This is a genomic window from uncultured Tateyamaria sp., from assembly GCF_947494755.1.
Taxonomy (GTDB): domain Bacteria; phylum Pseudomonadota; class Alphaproteobacteria; order Rhodobacterales; family Rhodobacteraceae; genus Tateyamaria.
Genome location: NZ_CANLVZ010000014.1, coordinates 37138 through 55136 on the forward strand (window position 1 = coordinate 37138; position 17999 = coordinate 55136).

Sequence of the window (17999 nt, forward strand, 5' to 3'; positions counted from 1 at the left end):
TACCCAAGGACTTTGCAAGGAGAGACATATGTTCCGCACCCTAGCCGTTGTCGCTGCGACCACGCTCGCAGCCCCCGCCTTTGCCGATGGGCATGCCGCATCCGGTGATGCCGAAGCTGGCGAAGCAGCCTTCCGCCAGTGCATTTCCTGCCACGTTGTCGTCAACGATGAAGGTGAGACGCTGGCAGGGCGCAAGGCCAAGACCGGCCCCAACCTTTACGGCATCATCGGCAACCAGTTCGGGATGGTCGAAGACTTCCGCTATTCCGACATCAACCAGCTGGCCGCCGGCATGGAAGATATCGTGGTCAACGAAGAGGTCTTTGTCGCCTATGTACAGGACCCAACCGGCTATCTGCGTGAAGCAACGGGTGATGATGGTCGCAGCAAGATGACCTACAAGGTCCGCAAAGAAGAAGACGCGATCAACATCTACGCCTATCTGGCGTCGATTTCGCCTGCGCCCGAAGCTGAGTAAGGCATTGCGGGGCATCACGCCCATTCCAAAAATTAGATGAGGTGGCCGTCGGATCAGTCCGATGGCCATTTTTTTATTCTCGTCTGCGGATGGCGATCTTATGTAAACGGATTGTTATCTATTGGCTGCCACGGTGCCCGACAAGATTGGGCCCACGCACGGACGGAGACAATTGTTTGGCAATGCAAAGATCAGGTGCGTCCCGCTTCCTTTCAGCCGTGGGGCTGCAGGCCGTATTGGTCTGTGCCATTTGTGTCGGAATGGCGCAGAAAGCCGTGGCCGAGCCGGATCGCATCGTCGCCGCCTTTTATCCGCCGTTGATGATCAATGCCTCTCACGACAAGCCCGGGTCAGCCATTGAAATCATACGCGAGGCCGCGCACCGCGCAGGGCGCGAGATCACGATCGAATTCCTGCCGTTCCAACGTGCGATGCATTTGGTCAAGCAAGGTGAGGCGCTGATGCCGTCGCTGTTTCGCAACGAAGCGCGCGAGCCTGATTTTACCTGGGTGGCCAGGATCGATTCGACGCGGCTGCAATTCCTGACTTTGGACAAACCGTTGAATTCCTTGGATCAGGCGCGGGAACTACCCATGATCGGTGTCGAGGCGGGGGCCGCAACGGATGTCTTCCTGACGAGCCAGGGCTTTGACAATATTGTACGGCTCCCGGGCCCGGAAGCGAGCGCACAGATGCTACAGGCGCGGCGCATTGGGGCGTGGTTGTTGCCCGCAGATCTGGCGCAGGACGTATGGGATGGGCTCGGTTTCGCCGAAAAATTGCACACCGGGGCGAGCATCCATGAATACGCGATTTACGTGGTTGGCGGTCTGGACTTGCCATCGGATACGGCGCGCGACTATCGCCTTGCTCTGCAAAGTATGGAGCAAGACGGAAGTCTGACAGCGATCTTGCTCAAGTATCGCTAGACCATCATCGGCAGGTCGGTTGCGTCCGGTACAGCACCCGCTGCGGTAAGCATTGCATGAATTTGCCCGCGGTGGTGGGTTTGGTGGTTGAACACATGTGCCAAACACACCGTACGCGGTTTTTCGACACGCACGTCGCCGCCACCGGGATACCACGCGACGTTGCCTTCCAGATCCTCCGGTCCGAGGCGATCGGCCCATGCAATAAGTCTGTTATCCAGATCAGCACGGGCCGCTTTGAAGACCGCCCATTCGGCTGGGTCGTCCAGCGAACCCTTAACCCACGCCTCGGGCCTGGCATCGCCTTCAAACCGCGCCAACCAAAGGGCATCGTCCAGCAAAAGGTGATTGAACGTGGCCGCGATTGAGCCAAAGAACGCCCCCCGGTTCGCATGACGTGCCTCATCACTCAGCCCATCCGCAGCCGCAATCAACGAGGTGTTCTGCCACGCATTATAGCGCGCCATCAGCCGTAGATGCGCCAGCATGTGCATAGCTTTATCCTTTGCAAGCCAATACCAAAGCACCCCAGATCAGACCGAAGGCGATCACCCCAAGCACTGCCGCGAGGATCGCTTTGGCTGGCAAGACCACGCCGGATTGGGTACGCCCCGCAAACACCCGTATCGTTTGAACCAGTGTTAGCCTGTATCGGCTCTTGATCCAAAGCCCCAGAACAAATGCCCCTGCGACAAACAGTGCAAAGGGCACGGCTCGGGTCTGTTCTGCACATTCCAAAAGGGTCATGTCGGCGTCGCGCCTTGTGCTGCGTCCACAAACCCAAGGATCAAATCTGCCACAGTGGCAGGGTCCTCCTCATGCGCCAAATGCCCCAGATCGGGCAAGTTGGTGACGCGCGCGTCGGGCATGGATTTTGCTGTCGTCAAAGAGACCGTCGGCGGCACAGTCGCATCCTGTTCGCCGACAATAAACCGCACCGGCCCCTTGTGATCGGGCAAGGCGCGCAGCAGGGGGGGCAGTTTCCACTGCGCCATCATCAGCAGTGTTCCGTCGACGTGGGCGCGATCCGCAACCAGCCTGCGGTACAACTCCAACCCTTCGGCATCCAATGTGGAGCCTGTCGAACGGATCAATGCCTCGATCCGCTTGGGATTGCCGGATGCGCCCGAAAATAGGCTGGCGGTGAAGGGAACAGCGGCCAGCGCCTTGGCTATGATGGGAAAAACGACGCCTGCCAGCCCTGGGAATTCGCCTAAAGCTGCGTTCAATCCGATGACCATCGGGACGTGGTCCGAGGGCGTCAGATCGGGCTGAACAAGCCGCAACGCGACCGCCGCACCGGCTGAGTGACCGACAATGGTGCGGGGCGTCCATCCCTCTTGCGCGCACAGTGCGGCGATCGCCTGTGCCATGCCGTCCAGCGTCGAGCGGTGCCGCGCACCGAGTTGCGTGAACCCATGACCCGGCAGATCCAGCGCGATGACGTGTTGGTGTTCGCTCAACGGTGCGATCAATCGGCGATAGCTGTGCGTCGATCCCCCGGCACCGTGCAACAGCAACATCGTCTCACCCTTGCCCGCCTCTTGGATGTGCCAGCGGTGGATGGGCCCTTGAACGCGTCGTGACAGGTCGGCGTTTGGCCAGGATGATATGTCGGCCCAGTCCATCCCTCAGCCATCCAGCGCAGCAGTGACCGCACCTGTCAGTCGATGTGCGTCTGCACGCGGCATCGCCACATAGGGCGCGTTCAGTGTCTGGCCCAAAGCCTGCAACGTCGGTTGGGGCCGATTGGACATGTCGATGACCAATGCAGCGATACCCCGAGCGCGCATTGCTGCAGCCATGTTCGTGGCATCCCGCGCGGCCTGGATCCGATCTGCGGCTCCGTCCAACGCGATATTGGCGCGCCCATCCGTGATCAGGATCACCGTCGGCGTCAGCCCCTTCGAGCGCGATTGTTCGGCCAGGAGCAAAGCGGTTTGCAGCCCCGAGGCCAGCGGCGTTCCACCCCCGCCGGGCAAGGCTGATAGCCGCCGTTTGGTCTGCACCAAAGATCGGGTGGGCGGCAGCAAGACCTCTGCTTCAGTGCCACGGAACGACACCAACGCGACGTGGTCGCGGCTGGCATAGGCGTCGGCCAGCAGCAATTCGATCGCCCCTTTAGCCTCGCCCAAGCGGGACACTGCGGCAGAGCCGGATGCATCGACACAAAAGATCAGCAGCCTGTCGGATTGCTCGGCATAGCGTTTCAGCCGAATGTCCGCCGGGCGGATCAGCAGGCCGGACCGCTCGGGCTGCTGTTGGTGGCGTATGGGTTGCCATGGGGCAGCGGCGCGTAGGGTTGCAATCAAATCGATGCGCGCGGTGCCATCAAGGCGACCGGGGCGCGACGGCATCGGCCGCCCACGCCGGTTCGAGGTTCGTTTTTGACCCGCCCCCGTGCCGCCTGACACCCGCGTCGTGCCGCCCGGCACTAACCCGTTCAACAGGTCGGGCGGCAACATCGCTTTGACCGCTTCGATCAGCATGTCAGTGTCTGGAAGCGACAGTGTGTCGTCATCCGCACTGTTACCTTGCCCCTCATCGGTGTCGGGTGGTGGAGGCGGCGGGGGATCCGCGGTGTCCTCGATTTCAGGCACATGGGTTGCCCGGCTTGGATAGACAAGGCGCGCGGCCACGGCCACGTCCCCTTCGGTCAACGTGGTCCGGCCATGAAGGCGCGCATGCGCACGCGCGGCCCTCAATGCCAGCGTCGGCGCGCGTAAGGACGCAATACCAAACCGTGCCGCAAGAAGGGTCAATTGGGTCAGGGCATCTTCGGTGTCGAGGGTTGCTTGATCAGCTTCAGACGGTGGTGGCGTGCCGGATGGCTCAGGTTTGCGCCCTTCAGGGGCGATGTGGAATGCAAGGCGATCTGCCAACGCGTCCGGCGTGCGCTCATCCGCTTCGATACCTTCGTCCAGCGCCAAAATACCTTTTGTCAGAGACTGATCCAATAGGCTGGCCAGCTTGGCGGCCAAGGCGGCAGGGCACCGTTCCGCCATCGGGATGAGGGCAATGCACGGACGTTCGAAAAATCCGGCGCTGGTAGTCATCTGGGCTGATGCGAGCGTGGCGCTGAGGTCGATGCCGCCAAACAACTGATCATCGGATATGGTGACCGGCAATTTGCGGATCGTCAACGGGCCCTCGAATTCGGCCAGAAGGGCATCGCGACCCGGACTGGCGCGCATACGAATGACGGCTCCGCCAAGGCCGTGTGGATCCAGGGCCAGCAAGCGCAACCCAAGCGATGCGTTATGCCAGCTCTCGTCGCTCATGCCGGGCGAGAGGTCATGCCAGCACCGCCTCGACCGTGCGGGCAACGCGCGTCGTGCTGCCAGCCTCATCCAGCGGGTCGCGGCGCAGACGGTGGGAAAGGGCGATAGGGGCGACCGCGCGCAAATGATCGCGTGTCAGTGTCCTGGCCTTGTCAAAAGCGGCCAGCGCGCGCGCCGACCGCAACAGGGTCAACTCGCCGCGCAGACCATCAGACCCGAGGGCGATACACAACTCGGCGCAGTCCTGCAGGATCGTGTCCGGCGTTTCGATCTGTGGCAACAGCTTGCGGGCCGTCACGATCCTGCGCCGGATCTTGGCGTCTTCCTTTTGGTACTGCGCCATGAACGCGTCGAAATCGGACTCAAATCTGTCGCGTCTCTTGATGACTTCTATCCGTTGGGCCACGTCGTTTGGGCTGCGCACTTCGACGGACAAACCAAAGCGATCAAGCAGCTGTGGGCGCAACTCTCCTTCCTCCGGATTGCCGGAGCCGACGAGGACAAAGCGGGCAGGGTGACGGATGCTGAGCCCCTCACGTTCGACCACGTTTTCGCCGGATTGGGCCACATCCAGCAGCAAGTCGACGATGTGGTCCTCAAGCAGATTGACCTCGTCGATATAAAGGTAGCCACGGTTGGCGCGTGCCAGCAATCCGGCCTCAAACGCCTTCTCGCCGCGCGTCAGGGCGCGTTCGATATCAAGTGCGCCCACCACACGGTCTTCGGTTGCACCCAAGGGCAGGTCGATCACCGGGGTCGGAATTTTGCGGGTCTTTTTCGTCTCTATGTTGGCCCAATCAGGGCAATCACCGTGATTTCCCGCATTGATCGGACAGCCCACAACGGCGGTGATTGGCGGCAACAGCGCGGCCAAGGCCCGCACCGCAGTCGACTTGCCGGTACCACGATCCCCGAACACCAGAACACCGCCGATGCCGGGATCAATCGCCGTCAGGATCATCGCGCGCTTCATATCGGATTGGCCGACGATTGCAGAAAACGGAAAGGGGGTCTTGATCATGTATCGTCCAATTGTCTGAGCGGGCTGGTGCCGCCCCACGTGCCCGTGTCGCCAAGAATGGCAAAGCGGGCATAGAGTTCTTCGCGAAACCACGCGCCGTCTCGCACCGCCTGAATGGCTGCGGCATGTGGCCCGTTGTGGCGGGCAAATTGCGCCATTTCGGTCGTGCCGGGCCAGATCGAGAATGTGACTTGATGCAGCATCGGCACTTCGCCAATCCCGATCTTGAACACGACGTTCTGGTCGGACCCGATCATGGCTGAGATATCGGGCACGCGACCCCAGAATTTCGCGAGAATGCTGGGTTTGATCGTGGCCCGCGTGAGGGCTGCGATGGGGCCGGGATTAGGCTCTGATACAGGGGAAAATGGCGTCTGTCCGCTCCATGCGCCACGAGCAGACGTAGGGGACAGGAACACGGTCCAGTCCTCGCTCGCGCGTGCCCTGTAGCGGTTGAAGATCGGGATATCTGCAAGCCTCGCGTGCGCTGTATCCTCATCGGGCCATGTGCACAGGATCACGTAAACGCCTGTGTTTGGCACTGGTGTGAACCCTTCGCCAGTACCAGATCCGCACAGTTTCCAGAACCCGAGGTCGGGCACCCGCGCCATGGCCAGACGCGCCCCGCCCATCATGGCCAGTGCCCACGCCCGGTCGCGCCACCGGTCGAAACGGAAGAAGGAAATTGTGGTTGTCTGGCTCATGTCTTTTGCACTGGTGATGTGCCCACTGGCACCTCATTAAGCCTACGGCGACAAAACAAATTGTCAACTAAACTAGACACATCTATTGTTCCAGAGAGATGACACGTTTTGATCCCATAGAATCGGATACCCGCACCGGAAACCGCGCTATCGTGATTGGGGCAGGTCTGGGTGGGCTTGCGTCTGCCATGCGGTTGGGGGCCAAAGGATACAAGGTCACTGTGATCGACAAGTTGGATGTGCCGGGTGGGCGCGGCTCTGCGATTTGGCAGGATGGGCACCGCTTTGATTTGGGCCCGACGATTGTCACTGTGCCCCAACTCTATCGCGAGCTGTGGGCCGCTTGCGGGCGTCGGTTTGAAGATGATGTGGATCTGCGCGCACTGACCCCATTCTACGAAATTCGCTGGCCGGATGGCACGACCTTTACCGCACAGCAAGACACCGATGCGATGCGCGCCGAAGTCGCCAAGATCGAGCCGCGCGATGTTGCCGGGTTCGACAAATTCCTACGGGACTCGGCGAAGCGGTATTGGTTCGGGTTCGAAGATCTGGGCCGTCGATCCATGCACAAGCTGTGGGATCTGGTGCAGGTCTTGCCCACGTTCGGGCTGCTGCGCGCGGACCGCTCTGTTTATGCCCATGCGGCAAAGCGGTTTCGCAATGAGAAACTGCGCATGGCCTTTTCGTTTCATCCGCTGTTTATCGGGGGCGATCCGACCCATGTGACCAGCATGTATATCCTTGTCAGCTATCTCGAGAAGGAATTTGGCGTCCACTATGCGATGGATGGGCTGGCCGGGATGGCGGCGCGGATGGCTGAGATTGTCGAGGACCAAGGCGGCACCCTGCTGATGGACACTGCCGTGGACGAGATCGTGGTCGATGGCGGGCGCGCACGCGGCGTGCGTCTGAAATCTGGACTTGAGCTGGGCGCGGATGTTGTCGTGTCAAACGCGGATGCCGGTCACACCTATAACCACCTCATGCGCAATGCGCCTCGGAAACGGTGGACGCCTGCCCGTCTCAAACGGACCCGGTATTCAATGTCGCTTTTCGTTTGGTATTTCGGGACCAAAGGCACGCGCGATCAGTGGTCCGATGTGGGCCACCACACGATCCTGAACGCGCCCCGCTACAAGGGTTTGCTGAACGACATCTTTATCAAGGGCAAACTTGCCGACGACATGAGCCTGTATGTCCATCGCCCCTCCGTCACCGACCCCAGTGTCGCGCCGGAGGGGGATGACACGTTCTATGTGCTCTCGCCCGTACCCCATTTGGGTCACGGAGGCGTGGATTGGTCGGTCGAGGCGGACGCCTACAAAGCCAAGATGCTCAAGGTGCTTGAAGATCAGTTGTTGCCGGGGCTGAGTGACAAGATCTCGACCGAAATAGTGTTCACACCAGAGACCTTTCGCGATCGGTATCTGTCCCCCCATGGGTCCGGATTTTCGATTGAGCCGCGTATTTTGCAATCGGCCTGGTTCCGTCCGCACAATGTCAGTGAAGAAGTCGAAGGCCTGTATCTGACAGGGGCCGGCACCCATCCCGGCGCAGGCGTACCGGGTGTGATCGCCAGCGCCGACGTTCTCAGCCAACTTGTCCCGGATGCAGTCAAATGATGGACCCGCGCGACCTACAGGCCTGCACCGAAGCGATCCGCCATGGCTCGCTGTCCTTTCACGCCGCCTCTAAGCTGTTGCCGAAAAAGGTGCGCGACCCGGCCCTCGCGCTTTATGCGTTTTGCAGGCTTGCCGATGATGAGGTTGATCTGAGGGCGGAAAAGGTCGAAGCCGTGCTGCGGCTGCGCGACCGGTTGGATTTGGTCTATTCAGGGACGCCCAGGAATGCCGCCCCCGATCGCGCTTTCACAGCCGTGGTGGAACAGTTCGACATGCCCCGCGCCCTGCCTGATGCGTTGCTTGAAGGCTTGGCCTGGGATGCAGAGACCCGCACCTACCGGACGCTATCGGGCCTCAAGGACTATTCAGCACGGGTGGCGTCAGCCGTCGGGGCAATGATGTGCGTGCTAATGGGGGTGCGTGATCGCGACGCGCTCGCTCGGGCCTGTGATCTGGGTGTCGCGATGCAATTGACCAACATTGCCCGCGACGTTGGCGAAGATGCGTTGGAAGGCCGGTTATATCTGCCCACAGACTGGCTGGATGAGGCGGGCATTCAACACGACGCGTTTCTGGCGAATCCGCGCCCGACCAAAGCGGTTCGTGCCATGACCAAGCGGCTGATCGTTGAGGCAAACCGGCTTTACTACCGATCCGAGGCGGGCCTTGGGACGTTGCCGCGTGCCAGTCGTCCCGGGATCTATGCGGCGCGCTATATCTATGCCGGTATCGGCGGTCAGCTGAACGCGATGGGCTATGACAGCATCACCGCGCGCGCCCGCACCTCCAAGCGTCAAAAGGTTGGCTGGCTTGCACAGTCCATGTTGATGAGCGGGGTGAGTATGGTCGTGCCACGCTCGCCCGTGCTGTTTGCAAAGCCGCTGCCCGAAGTGCAGTTTCTGGTCGAGGCAACCGCTCTGGGGGCCACGACCCCGCGCAGTGACAGCCTGTTTGATGCCCTTGCCGCCCTTGAGGCGAAACGCAAATCAGAGCGCGCCGCCCTGATCGGCGCGCGCGCCCGGGCGACGTAACCGTGATGTTCTGGCTGTTGTTCTGCATCTTCTTCGCGGCCTGCCTTGGGGTAGGTGCGACGGGCGGTCTGTTTCCGCCGGGACCTTGGTATCGCGCGCTGAACAAGCCATCATGGACGCCACCCGATTGGGTTTTCCCGGTGACCTGGATGGTTCTGTATGTCTGCATGTCATGGGCTGGTGCCCGGGGTGGCATGGCCCCGGACAACGGGATTGCGATGGCCTTTTGGGCGATGCAGATCGCGTTCAACGGGCTGTGGACGCCGGTGTTTTTTGGTCTGCGCAATATCCGGTTGGGCATGGCGGTCATTGGGGTGCTGTGGGTCACGGTGTTCTGCACGATGCTTGCGCTGTGGCAGGTCGACACGTTCGCCGGGTGGTTGTTTGTCCCCTATCTCGTGTGGGTCACCATTGCCGCCGCTTTGAACGCGTCGGTCTGGAACCTGAATCGCGAGGCGGCGGCGGCACCTCTGAAACCCCAAGGTTAAGGCCTGTCGTCAACGTGGGAACGAGGGGCCAGCCCCTCGCGCTCCCCGAGGTATTTCTGGCGAAAAGAAGATCAGGAGAACGTCCATTTGGAGCGTCTGGGCACTCGGACAGCCAGCATCGGTTTCAGCAAGGGTGAACGGAAGCGCCTGAGGTCAAGCGCCTCATGCACACCGATTGTTGCCTCTCCGTCGAGCGTTGTTTGCACAGCTGAGCGCGAATAGAACGGGGCATCCAGCATGTTTTGCACTTGCCTTGCGTTGCACCCCGGATCACCGCGTGTTTCACGTTTGACCGCCCAGAGCGAGCGTCGCATGGGTGCTTTCGGCGGCAAGGGGATGGAGCGGGCATTGCCTGCGCTGTCAAAATGGAACGCGGCCGCCAGCTCTGATCCATCGAGCCGGGTGGCGTCGTAGAAACAGGTGGCGCCATCACCCGTGGGATACCGGCCCCAGGTCCAATAGCTGAAGTCTTCCTCCAGGGCGCGGGTGCCGAAATTGGCATCGAAATATCCTTCGCCCTCCCATTGCCAGCCTTTGCGATCGATATCGACCGTGATCCGTGACCGTGGTGCAAAGGGCCGCCAGATATGTGCCCCGTCGTCCGTAAGTGGCAGTTCGACCTGTGTCAGCGCACTGGGTGTGATGGTGATCTGGCCCGTGATCCTGTTAATCATCGGATGAGAGGACATTTCGTTCACATCGATGATCAGTCTGTCGCCGCACCACCGCATGCAGGATGGACCGACCTCAAGCCGGGACGCGGTCTGGCGCAGCGCGGATTCGCCGCGATCTGTCATGGTGAATCGCCCGCCGCGGCCGTAGGTTGCCACGTTGATGCACACATGGTTTTGCGGGTTCTTGCGGCCGGACCAGCGATACCAGGGCGAAAACACCGACCCGATGAACCCGATCACCGAGATCGCGCGCGTGCCGCAATCGCTCAGGCCGTCGACATACCACCACGCATAGCCGTTTGGCCCGACCTGGACGTTGAAGTTTGGTCGCTCAAGATCGCCGCGACCGCGTGCTTGGCGGAGAGGGTCGCCATCGGTATCCCCGCCCCTGGATGTGTCCCGCCCCCTGCAAGGTAAAGATTGGGGATCACCGTGCGGGCGGTGGGGCGTCGCAGGGCGGCTGTCAGCCCGTGCGGGCTTTGCCCGTAAAGTGCGCCCTGGCTTGCCGGAAACATCTGCGCGAAGTCGTGGGCTGTCGTCACGGATTGCGTCGTCGGGGTCGGGCTGAATGTCATACCCTGCTGCGCCATCTGGCGCGTGATCTGATGAAGCCATTGGGTGATGTCCTCGGGTGTTGTGGATGTGCCGACCGTCGCCGGGGCGTTTGTGATGATCTCAAGGCGCTCAATGGCGGGAGGGGTGGTTTTTTGCCCCCTGTCGAGCGCGCAAATGTAGAAACTGGGGTGACGTGGAATGCGCCCGGCCATCAGGTCCTCGAATTCCTCGGTTGGTTGGTCGCTGAAGAACACGTTGTGATGGGCCAGGTCCGGCCCGTGCGGTGTCGCGGCAAAGCTGAGCACGCGGGCGGAAAAGCTGCGTTGCGCCTTTAGGGTCTGCGTTGCGATATGTGCTGTGCTGGCCCCAAGCGTTCCGGTGGCCAGCGCCCGTGGATCGCCCGCATGGACGACCACATCGCAGGCCAGGCGCGTTCCATCCTGCAGATGCACCGCAGCGGCACGCTCGTTTTGCATCTCGATCCGGTCCACATGGGCGTTGGTTCTGATCTCGGTGCCATGCGTTTGCAGCAAGGTCCCCAGCACTTGCGTCAGCTTGTGCATCCCACCTTTGACAACCCAGACACCTGCCGCCTCTGCCTCCCAGATCAGCGACAGAATGGCGGGCGCGTGCGTCGGGCTGCCGCCCACATAGGTGGCGTATCGCCCAAACAGTTGGCGCAGACGCGGATCGTCAAAGCTGGACTTGAGCAAGGAGTGCAGCGTCGACAGGGGGGCCATGGCCGGGATCAGCCCGGGATGTTTCAGCACATGCGCGGTGAGTGCGCCGAGCCGAGGTTCGGCCGCTTGCATCATCGGGCCATCGAAGGCCGCAAACAGACGCTCGGTCCGGGTGCAAAAGGCTTGGAATTGCTGGGCCGCCTTGCGACCCGCAAACTGACGCACCGCTTCTGTGCTTTGGTCGCGGTCCGCAAACAGATCAACTGTGCTGCCATCAGGCCAAAAGTGGCGGGCCAGTGTTTCCTGCCGGATCAGCGTGACGTGATCATCGAGCCGCGCACCGAGCGTGCCAAACAGATCATCAAACACATGGCGCATCGTCAGAACAGTGGGCCCTGCATCAATTGGCCCTGCCGCAGAAGGCATTGTTCGGATTTTGCCGCCGACGGTCCCGTGCCGTTCAAGCAGTGTCACCTCGTAGCCAGCCGCACGCAGCCGCATCGCGCAGGCCAGACCCGCGATGCCAGCGCCTATGATGACGGCGTGTTCAGATGGTGAGGTGGCAGAGATAGATGCCCCTTTCGCGCGTGTCTCAGCGGGTTTGCCCAAGATGGCGTGATTGTTGACTCATGTACGCAATGTGTCCAGTATGATTTACACTTTAGTGTCTCACTTACATGACATTATCCGGTTTTGGGAGCGAACTGCATGGGCCTCAGCACACGTATCGAAGCCGCAATCGCAGAGGCTGTGGCCGTGGGGCAGGGTGCCGGTCGCGCCACGCCGCCCCGTCTGGCCAGCGCGTTGGAATATGCGACCGCGCCCGGTGGGGCCCGCATTCGCCCCACAATCCTGATGTCCGTGGCGATGGCGTGCGGGGATGACCGGCCGAGGGTTTCCAACGCCGCGGCCTCCGCGCTTGAGATGATCCACTGCGCGAGTCTGGTCCATGACGACCTGCCCTGTTTCGATGATGCGGATGTGCGCCGTGGCAAGCCGAGCGTCCACAAAGCCTATTCGGAGCCGCTTGCCGTTTTGACGGGTGACAGTCTGATTGTTCTGGCCTTTGAGATTTTGGCACGCGAGGCGCATTTGGCCCCCGAGCGGGTGGCCCAACTCATTATCACTCTCTCACAGCGCACCGGCATGCCCGGTGGAATTTGCGCGGGCCAAGGCTGGGAAAGCGAGGCCGAAATTGATTTGCGCGCATACCATCAGGCCAAGACCGGCGCGCTGTTCATTGCGGCGACCCAGATGGGTGCGATTGCCGCCGGTCAGGATGCAGAGCCCTGGTTCGAACTTGGCGACCGGATCGGCGAGGCGTTTCAGGTCGCTGACGATCTGCGCGACGCCCTTTATGATGCTGAAACCCTTGGCAAGCCTGCGGGTCAGGACGATCTGCACGGCCGCCCGAATGCGGTCAGCCAGCTTGGGGTGCAGGGTGCGATTTCGCGGCTCAAGGATATCCTGAGCGGGGCCATCGCATCCATCCCTGCCTGCCCTGGTGAGGCGCAACTGGCCGAGATGGTCCGCATGTATGCCGAGCGCCTGACGCCTGTGGTTGCCCCAACCCGTGTACCCGGTGAGTGATGTCTGAGGCCGCTGATCTGCCAACGTGGCGTGGCGGCTGGCTCAACCGCCTGATCGCGCGGCCTGGCTTTCAAAGTTGGGCCAGCAAATTCCCCCTGACCAGAGGTCGTGCCCGCTCGGACGGGGCTGCGTTGTTCGATGTGGTGCAGGGGTTTGTTCAGTCGCAAGTGTTGATGGCGTTGGTCGAATTGGACCTCTTCCGCCGTCTGCGCGCAGGTCCGCAAAGCGCCGAGACCCTTGGGCGCGCATGTGGCTTGCCTGCCGACCGGATGCAGATTTTGTTGCAAGCTGGTGCGGCCCTTGGGTTGCTCAAGCGCAAACGGGGGGGCTTCGCCCTTGCCCGAAAGGGTGCAGCGCTGATGGGCGTGCCCGGGCTTGAGGCGATGATCCGGCACCACAAGGCGTTTTATGATGATCTGCGTGATCCGGTTGCATTGCTGCGCGGCCCAGAGGAAACGCAGCTGTCCCAGTTCTGGCCCTACGTCTTTGGCCGTGATGTGCCCGCGCATGAGGCGGGGATTTATTCTGACCTCATGGCGCAGTCTCAACGGCTTGTGGCCGAAGACACGCTGCGGGCGGTGTCCCTGAAAGGGGTGCGACACTTGCTGGATGTGGGTGGCGGCACGGGCGCATTTCTTGAAGCCGCCGGGCAGGTTGCACCGCAGATGCAGATGACACTGTTCGACCTGCCGCCCGTCGTACCCGATGCGCAGGTTCGTTTTGACGGGGCTGGCATGACGGATCGTGTGCGAATCGTACCGGGCAGTTTCCGCACCGATTCGCTTCCTTCAGGTGCGGATGCTGTGTCTTTGATTCGAGTGCTTTACGATCATTCGGACGACACCGTGCGCGCCTTGTTGGCGGCGGTTTTCCAGGCATTGCCGGCCGGGGGCCGCTTGATCGTGTCCGAGCCGATGGGGGGCGGTGCCCGCCCGGATCGCGCGGGCGATGTGTATTTCGCATTCTACACAATGGCGATGCAGACAGGGCGTGCCCGATCTGCGGCGGATATTCAGGCGCTGCTCGAAGAGGCGGGGTTTATCGGGATCCACAGCCCATCTCCGGCACGTGCCTACGTGACCCGGACGCTGACCGCGCGGCGTCCGGACTGATTAAAAACCAAAGTGTCCAATTTAATTGACACATAGCTATGTCTAACTAGAATGACAGATACTCCCCGCAGCGCCTCGCGAGTCTGTGATGCGCCGCCCCGTCAAAAAGGAACCACCCTTGCACACCTCCGCCGTTCTGCTGAAAGGCCCCCGCGATCTCGACGTGGGCACGCTCGCGTTGACCGCGCCGGGCGCGGCGGATCTGGTTGTCGAGGTCGCGCATTCGGGGATTTCGACGGGGACCGAGAAACTGTTTTGGACCGGCGACATGCCACCCTTTCCCGGCATGGGATACCCGCTCGTGCCCGGCTACGAATCGGCGGGCGAAGTGGTGGAAGCGGGGCCGATGACCGGCTTCAAGCCCGGCGACCGCGTCTTTGTCCCCGGTGCCAATTGCTATGAGGGGGCGTTTGGTCTGTTCGGGGGTGCGTCCCGCACGCTTGTTACGGACAGCGAACGCGTGACCCGGATCGACCCGGCCTTGGGCGCGTCTGGTGCGTTGCTGGCCTTGGCCGCGACTGCGCGCCACGCCATGGCCGGAATGAACAAGGCCGTGCCGGACCTGATCGTCGGTCACGGCGTCTTGGGTCGTTTGCTGGCTCGCCTGACGATTGCCGCGGGTGCGCCCGCGGCGACAGTCTGGGAAATCGACCCCGCCCGCCGCGATGGCGCTATCGGTTACGAGGTTCTCGATCCCGAAGCGGACACACGGCGCGACTACACATCGATCTATGACGCCTCCGGTCAGGGCGCGTTGCTGAACGATCTTGTGGGCCGGATCGCCAAGGGCGGGGAAATCGTGTTGGCGGGGTTCTATTCTGCGCCGCTATCCTTCGCCTTTCCGCCCGCCTTCATGAAAGAGGCGCGCTTTCGCGTGGCCGCCGAATGGACGCGCGAAGACCTCGCCGCGACACGTGCGCTGGTCGAATGCGGCGCGCTGAGCCTTGGGGGCCTGATCACCCATCGCCGTCCTGCCACGGACGCCCGCGCCGCCTACGAACAGGCGTTCAGCGATAGCGATTGCCTCAAAATGATTTTGGACTGGGAGCACTGAACGTGAAAGACGAAGTACCGAACCTCAAGGATTTCGATCAACGTCTGCGGGACGAGGCTCACGAAGATCTGGCCGACATCGTTGCCGAAGAGCCGACCTCGAAAACGCAAATTATCGCAATTTACGGTAAGGGCGGGATCGGCAAATCCTTCACGCTTGCCAACCTCAGTCACATGATGGCCGAACAGGGCAAACGCGTGCTGCTGATCGGGTGCGACCCGAAATCAGACACGACGAGCCTGCTGTTCGGCGGCAAGGCCTGCCCTACGATCATCGAAACCTCGACCCGCAAGAAGCTGGCGGGCGAAGAAGTGAAGATCGGCGATGTCTGCTTCAAGCGCGGCGGTGTCTTCGCGATGGAGCTTGGCGGCCCCGAAGTCGGTCGCGGCTGTGGTGGGCGTGGGATCATCCACGGGTTCGAATTGCTGGAAAAGCTGGGCTTTCACGATTGGGACTTTGACTATGTCCTGCTCGATTTCTTGGGCGATGTCGTCTGTGGTGGCTTCGGCCTGCCCATTGCGAGGGACATGGCGCAGAAGGTGATCCTGGTCGCTTCGAACGATCTTCAGTCGCTATATGTGGCCAACAACGTCTGCTCCGCCGTCGAATACTTCCGCAAACTGGGCGGTAATGTCGGCGTCGCCGGTCTGGTGATCAACAAGGACGATGGCACCGGGGAAGCCGCCGCTTTTGCCGAAGCGGTTGATATTCCGATCCTCGCCTCGATCCCGCAGAACGATGATTTGCGCAAGAAATCCGCGAATTACCAGATTGTCGGCACCGCAGAGTCCGAATGGGGCAGCCTGTTTGCGACCCTTGGCGAGAATGTCGCGGTCGCCCCGCCAGTCCGCCCTGCGCCTTTGGATCAGGATGGTTTGTTGAACCTGTTTGACGCGTCCGAAACGGGTGGCGACGTGGTTCTGGAACCGGCGACCGACATGGATATGCGTGGCAGCAATGCCGAACCCAAACCGTCACTGGAGGTGATTTATGATGAAGCATGACGATATAGCAATCCATGAAGCGCTGGCCGAAACGTGGCGCAACGCAATGAAGACATCGGTCATCGTGGAATCGTCAGGCAAAACCCTTGAAAAGTCCCGGCAGTTGATGAGCCGCCATGACCTTGTGCAGCGGAATTCGGTAAAAGTTATCCGCGCGTCCCGAGATGTTCTGTCATGAGCGCGAAGGTGACATATGACGCCGCAGATACGGTTGAGGTGATAGAGGGCCACCCGCAGGAGGCTGAAATGCCCGCGCCAAGCGGTGCGCCTATGGACGGGCTTGGATGCCATTCAGGTTCCGAAATGGAAAAAGCCGCGCGTTTGGCGGGCAATTCCGAGATTTTGGAAAAATTTTCTGCCGACTATCCTCAAGGCCCGCACGACAAACCACAATCGATGTGTCCTGCTTTCGGCTCGCTCCGGGTTGGATTGCGGATGCGTCGCACCGCCACGGTATTGTCTGGATCGGCCTGTTGTGTTTACGGGCTCACCTTTGTGTCCCATTTTTATGGGGCGCGCCGGTCGGTTGGGTATGTACCATTCAATTCCGAAACACTGGTGACGGGCAAGCTGTTCGAAGACATCCGCGAAAGCGTGCATGATCTGGCGGATCCTGAAAAATATGACGCCATTGTCGTGACGAACCTGTGTGTGCCGACGGCGTCTGGTGTGCCGCTGCGGTTGTTGCCGGACGAGATCAACGGTGTGCGCATCGTCGGCATTGACGTGCCCGGCTTTGGTATTCCGACCCATGCCGAAGCCAAAGATGTGCTGGCGGGTGCGATGCTGAAATATGCCCGCGAAGAAGTTGAGGCCGGCCCCGTCGCCACCCCGGCCGGCGGCAAGTCGGATCGACCCACCGTCGCCCTGCTGGGCGAGATGTTTCCTGCCGATCCGATGATGATCGGACAGCTGCTGGCGCCGTTGGGTCTGGCCGCTGGCCCTGTTGTCCCCTGCCGTGAATGGCGGGAGCTTTATGCCGCGCTTGACAGTTCGATCGTTGCAGCGATCCATCCTTTTTATACAGCAGCCGTGCGTGAATTTCAGGCCGCTGGTCGCCCCGTCGTTGGGTCTGCCCCCGTGGGGCGGGATGGCACGGCGACTTGGTTGGCAGAAATTGGAACGGTGTACGGATGCTCCGCCAAACAGATCGCGGATGCCCAAAATGCGGCGCTGCCGGCCATCACCAATGCCCTTGCCGCAAAGCCGATCAATGGCACAATCACCCTGTCAGGTTATGAGGGATCGGAGTTGCTGGTCGCCCGGTTGCTCATCGAAAGCGGCGCGACGGTGCCTTATGTCGGCACCGCCTGTGCGCGCACCCTTTGGAACGAGGCCGATGAGGCCTGGCTTGAAGACATGGGTGTGCAAGTGAAATTCCGCGCGTCTTTGGAAGACGATTGTGCGGCGATGGAGGCTTTCAAGCCTGATTTGGCCATCGGCACAACACCTGTGGTGCAGAAGGCCAAGGAGCTGGGCATTCCGGGCCTGTACTTTACCAACCTGATTTCTGCCCGTCCCCTGATGGGCGTGGCCGGGGCCGGGTCACTCGCCGAAGTGATCAATGCCGCAATCGCCAACCAGGGGCGGATGGAGCATATGAAGGCATTCTTCGAAGGTGTTGGAACAGGTGACACCGCCGGTATCTGGGAGGGCGCGCCGAATGTACGGGAGGACTTCCGGGCGCAGAACTTCAAGAAGCTTGAGCGGCAGGCCAAGGCGGCGAAGGGCGCTGAGATGATATGACGGCGATTTTGTCATATGATGGAGCGG

General features: G+C 61.2%; 19 protein-coding genes. 11 read left to right on the plus strand and 8 right to left on the minus strand.

Annotated elements, in window-relative coordinates; genetic code table 11:
- The first annotated feature begins 28 nt into the window (after positions 1 to 28).
- The gene (locus Q0908_RS16140) at positions 29 to 478 is read left to right on the plus strand and encodes a c-type cytochrome (protein ID WP_299286819.1); all 450 of its coding nucleotides are present in this window, start codon (positions 29 to 31) and stop codon (positions 476 to 478) included.
- Between the two features lie 260 nt (positions 479 to 738).
- Positions 739 to 1407 carry a transporter substrate-binding domain-containing protein gene (locus Q0908_RS16145; protein ID WP_299286822.1) on the plus strand — a complete coding sequence of 223 codons (669 nt, stop codon included), beginning with the start codon at positions 739 to 741 and terminating at the stop codon, positions 1405 to 1407.
- Here the strand turns inward: Q0908_RS16145 and Q0908_RS16150 are convergent.
- The 6 genes from Q0908_RS16150 to crtA are packed head-to-tail and all read right to left on the minus strand — an operon-like array spanning position 1404 to position 6413.
- Entirely contained in the window at positions 1404 to 1901 is a 498-nt protein-coding gene (locus Q0908_RS16150; protein ID WP_299286825.1) for a DinB family protein, read from the minus strand. The genes Q0908_RS16145 and Q0908_RS16150 overlap by 4 nt on opposite strands.
- A gap of 4 nt (positions 1902 to 1905) precedes the next feature.
- A complete protein-coding gene (locus Q0908_RS16155; protein ID WP_299286828.1) occupies positions 1906 to 2154 on the minus strand; it encodes a hypothetical protein in 249 nt (82 codons plus the stop codon).
- Positions 2151 to 3035: an alpha/beta fold hydrolase BchO gene (gene bchO / locus Q0908_RS16160; protein WP_299286839.1), complete on the minus strand. Its 885-nt coding sequence runs from the start codon at positions 3033 to 3035 to the stop codon at positions 2151 to 2153. The genes Q0908_RS16155 and bchO overlap by 4 nt, the downstream gene beginning before the upstream one ends.
- A gap of 3 nt (positions 3036 to 3038) precedes the next feature.
- Complete coding sequence (locus Q0908_RS16165) at positions 3039 to 4688, minus strand: magnesium chelatase subunit D (protein ID WP_299286841.1); 1650 nt, start codon at positions 4686 to 4688, stop codon at positions 3039 to 3041.
- Positions 4689 to 4701: 13 nt separating this feature from the next.
- Entirely contained in the window at positions 4702 to 5706 is a 1005-nt protein-coding gene (bchI, locus tag Q0908_RS16170) for a magnesium chelatase ATPase subunit I (protein ID WP_299287029.1), read from the minus strand.
- The gene (gene crtA, locus Q0908_RS16175) at positions 5706 to 6413 is read right to left on the minus strand and encodes a spheroidene monooxygenase (protein WP_299286843.1); all 708 of its coding nucleotides are present in this window, start codon (positions 6411 to 6413) and stop codon (positions 5706 to 5708) included. The genes bchI and crtA overlap by 1 nt, the downstream gene beginning before the upstream one ends.
- 98 nt (positions 6414 to 6511) lie before the next feature.
- On the opposite strand from crtA, the gene Q0908_RS16180 reads away from it, so the two are divergent.
- The 3 genes from Q0908_RS16180 to Q0908_RS16190 are packed head-to-tail and all read left to right on the plus strand — an operon-like array spanning position 6512 to position 9557.
- Positions 6512 to 8038, plus strand: coding sequence for a phytoene desaturase (locus tag Q0908_RS16180; protein ID WP_299286845.1), 1527 nt, complete (start codon positions 6512 to 6514; stop codon positions 8036 to 8038).
- Positions 8035 to 9069 (plus strand): 15-cis-phytoene synthase, encoded by a 1035-nt coding sequence (gene crtB, locus Q0908_RS16185; protein ID WP_299286847.1) that lies wholly within the window; start codon positions 8035 to 8037, stop codon positions 9067 to 9069. Before Q0908_RS16180 ends, crtB begins: the two co-directional genes overlap by 4 nt.
- Positions 9070 to 9074: 5 nt before the next feature.
- Complete coding sequence (locus tag Q0908_RS16190) at positions 9075 to 9557, plus strand: TspO/MBR family protein (protein ID WP_299286849.1); 483 nt, start codon at positions 9075 to 9077, stop codon at positions 9555 to 9557.
- Positions 9558 to 9628: 71 nt separating this feature from the next.
- On the opposite strand, the gene crtC is transcribed toward Q0908_RS16190, so the two are convergent.
- Both crtC and crtD read right to left on the minus strand, forming a co-directional pair.
- Positions 9629 to 10501: a carotenoid 1,2-hydratase gene (crtC, locus tag Q0908_RS16195; RefSeq protein ID WP_299287032.1), complete on the minus strand. Its 873-nt coding sequence runs from the start codon at positions 10499 to 10501 to the stop codon at positions 9629 to 9631.
- A complete protein-coding gene (gene crtD, locus Q0908_RS16200; protein ID WP_366869348.1) occupies positions 10498 to 12075 on the minus strand; it encodes a 1-hydroxycarotenoid 3,4-desaturase CrtD in 1578 nt (525 codons plus the stop codon). Before crtD ends, crtC begins: the two co-directional genes overlap by 4 nt.
- Positions 12076 to 12174: 99 nt before the next feature.
- Here crtD and Q0908_RS16205 point away from each other — a divergent pair, with 99 nt between their 5' ends.
- The 6 genes from Q0908_RS16205 to bchY all read left to right on the plus strand — a co-directional run bounded on the left by Q0908_RS16205 (position 12175) and on the right by bchY (position 17972).
- Positions 12175 to 13056, plus strand: coding sequence for a polyprenyl synthetase family protein (locus tag Q0908_RS16205; RefSeq protein WP_299286851.1), 882 nt, complete (start codon positions 12175 to 12177; stop codon positions 13054 to 13056).
- Positions 13056 to 14168: a methyltransferase gene (locus Q0908_RS16210; RefSeq protein WP_299286853.1), complete on the plus strand. Its 1113-nt coding sequence runs from the start codon at positions 13056 to 13058 to the stop codon at positions 14166 to 14168. Before Q0908_RS16205 ends, Q0908_RS16210 begins: the two co-directional genes overlap by 1 nt.
- A gap of 118 nt (positions 14169 to 14286) precedes the next feature.
- Positions 14287 to 15222 carry a chlorophyll synthesis pathway protein BchC gene (gene bchC, locus Q0908_RS16215; protein ID WP_299286855.1) on the plus strand — a complete coding sequence of 312 codons (936 nt, stop codon included), beginning with the start codon at positions 14287 to 14289 and terminating at the stop codon, positions 15220 to 15222.
- A gap of 2 nt (positions 15223 to 15224) precedes the next feature.
- Positions 15225 to 16226: a chlorophyllide a reductase iron protein subunit X gene (locus Q0908_RS16220; RefSeq protein ID WP_299286857.1), complete on the plus strand. Its 1002-nt coding sequence runs from the start codon at positions 15225 to 15227 to the stop codon at positions 16224 to 16226.
- Positions 16213 to 16404, plus strand: a complete 192-nt coding sequence (locus tag Q0908_RS16225) for a hypothetical protein (protein WP_299286859.1) — start codon at positions 16213 to 16215, stop codon at positions 16402 to 16404. The genes Q0908_RS16220 and Q0908_RS16225 overlap by 14 nt, the downstream gene beginning before the upstream one ends.
- Positions 16401 to 17972 (plus strand): chlorophyllide a reductase subunit Y, encoded by a 1572-nt coding sequence (gene bchY / locus Q0908_RS16230; RefSeq protein ID WP_299286861.1) that lies wholly within the window; start codon positions 16401 to 16403, stop codon positions 17970 to 17972. Before Q0908_RS16225 ends, bchY begins: the two co-directional genes overlap by 4 nt.
- The last annotated feature ends 27 nt before the right edge of the window (positions 17973 to 17999 follow it).

Excerpts from the sequence above, each read along its gene's own strand:
- Q0908_RS16140 (WP_299286819.1), top strand. The coding sequence starts at position 29 with ATGTTCCGCACCCTAGCCGTTGTCGCTGCGACCACGCTCGCAGCCCCC.
- Q0908_RS16145 (WP_299286822.1), top strand. The coding sequence starts at position 739 with ATGGCGCAGAAAGCCGTGGCCGAGCCGGATCGCATCGTCGCCGCCTTT.
- Q0908_RS16150 (WP_299286825.1), bottom strand. The coding sequence starts at position 1,901 with ATGCACATGCTGGCGCATCTACGGCTGATGGCGCGCTATAATGCGTGG.
- Q0908_RS16155 (WP_299286828.1), bottom strand. The coding sequence starts at position 2,154 with ATGACCCTTTTGGAATGTGCAGAACAGACCCGAGCCGTGCCCTTTGCA.
- bchO (WP_299286839.1), bottom strand. The coding sequence starts at position 3,035 with ATGGACTGGGCCGACATATCATCCTGGCCAAACGCCGACCTGTCACGA.
- Q0908_RS16165 (WP_299286841.1), bottom strand. The coding sequence starts at position 4,688 with ATGAGCGACGAGAGCTGGCATAACGCATCGCTTGGGTTGCGCTTGCTG.
- crtA (WP_299286843.1), bottom strand. The coding sequence starts at position 6,413 with ATGAGCCAGACAACCACAATTTCCTTCTTCCGTTTCGACCGGTGGCGC.
- Q0908_RS16180 (WP_299286845.1), top strand. The coding sequence starts at position 6,512 with ATGACACGTTTTGATCCCATAGAATCGGATACCCGCACCGGAAACCGC.
- crtB (WP_299286847.1), top strand. The coding sequence starts at position 8,035 with ATGATGGACCCGCGCGACCTACAGGCCTGCACCGAAGCGATCCGCCAT.
- Q0908_RS16190 (WP_299286849.1), top strand. The coding sequence starts at position 9,075 with ATGTTCTGGCTGTTGTTCTGCATCTTCTTCGCGGCCTGCCTTGGGGTA.
- Q0908_RS16205 (WP_299286851.1), top strand. The coding sequence starts at position 12,175 with ATGGGCCTCAGCACACGTATCGAAGCCGCAATCGCAGAGGCTGTGGCC.
- Q0908_RS16210 (WP_299286853.1), top strand. The coding sequence starts at position 13,056 with ATGTCTGAGGCCGCTGATCTGCCAACGTGGCGTGGCGGCTGGCTCAAC.
- Q0908_RS16225 (WP_299286859.1), top strand. The coding sequence starts at position 16,213 with ATGATGAAGCATGACGATATAGCAATCCATGAAGCGCTGGCCGAAACG.
- bchY (WP_299286861.1), top strand. The coding sequence starts at position 16,401 with ATGAGCGCGAAGGTGACATATGACGCCGCAGATACGGTTGAGGTGATA.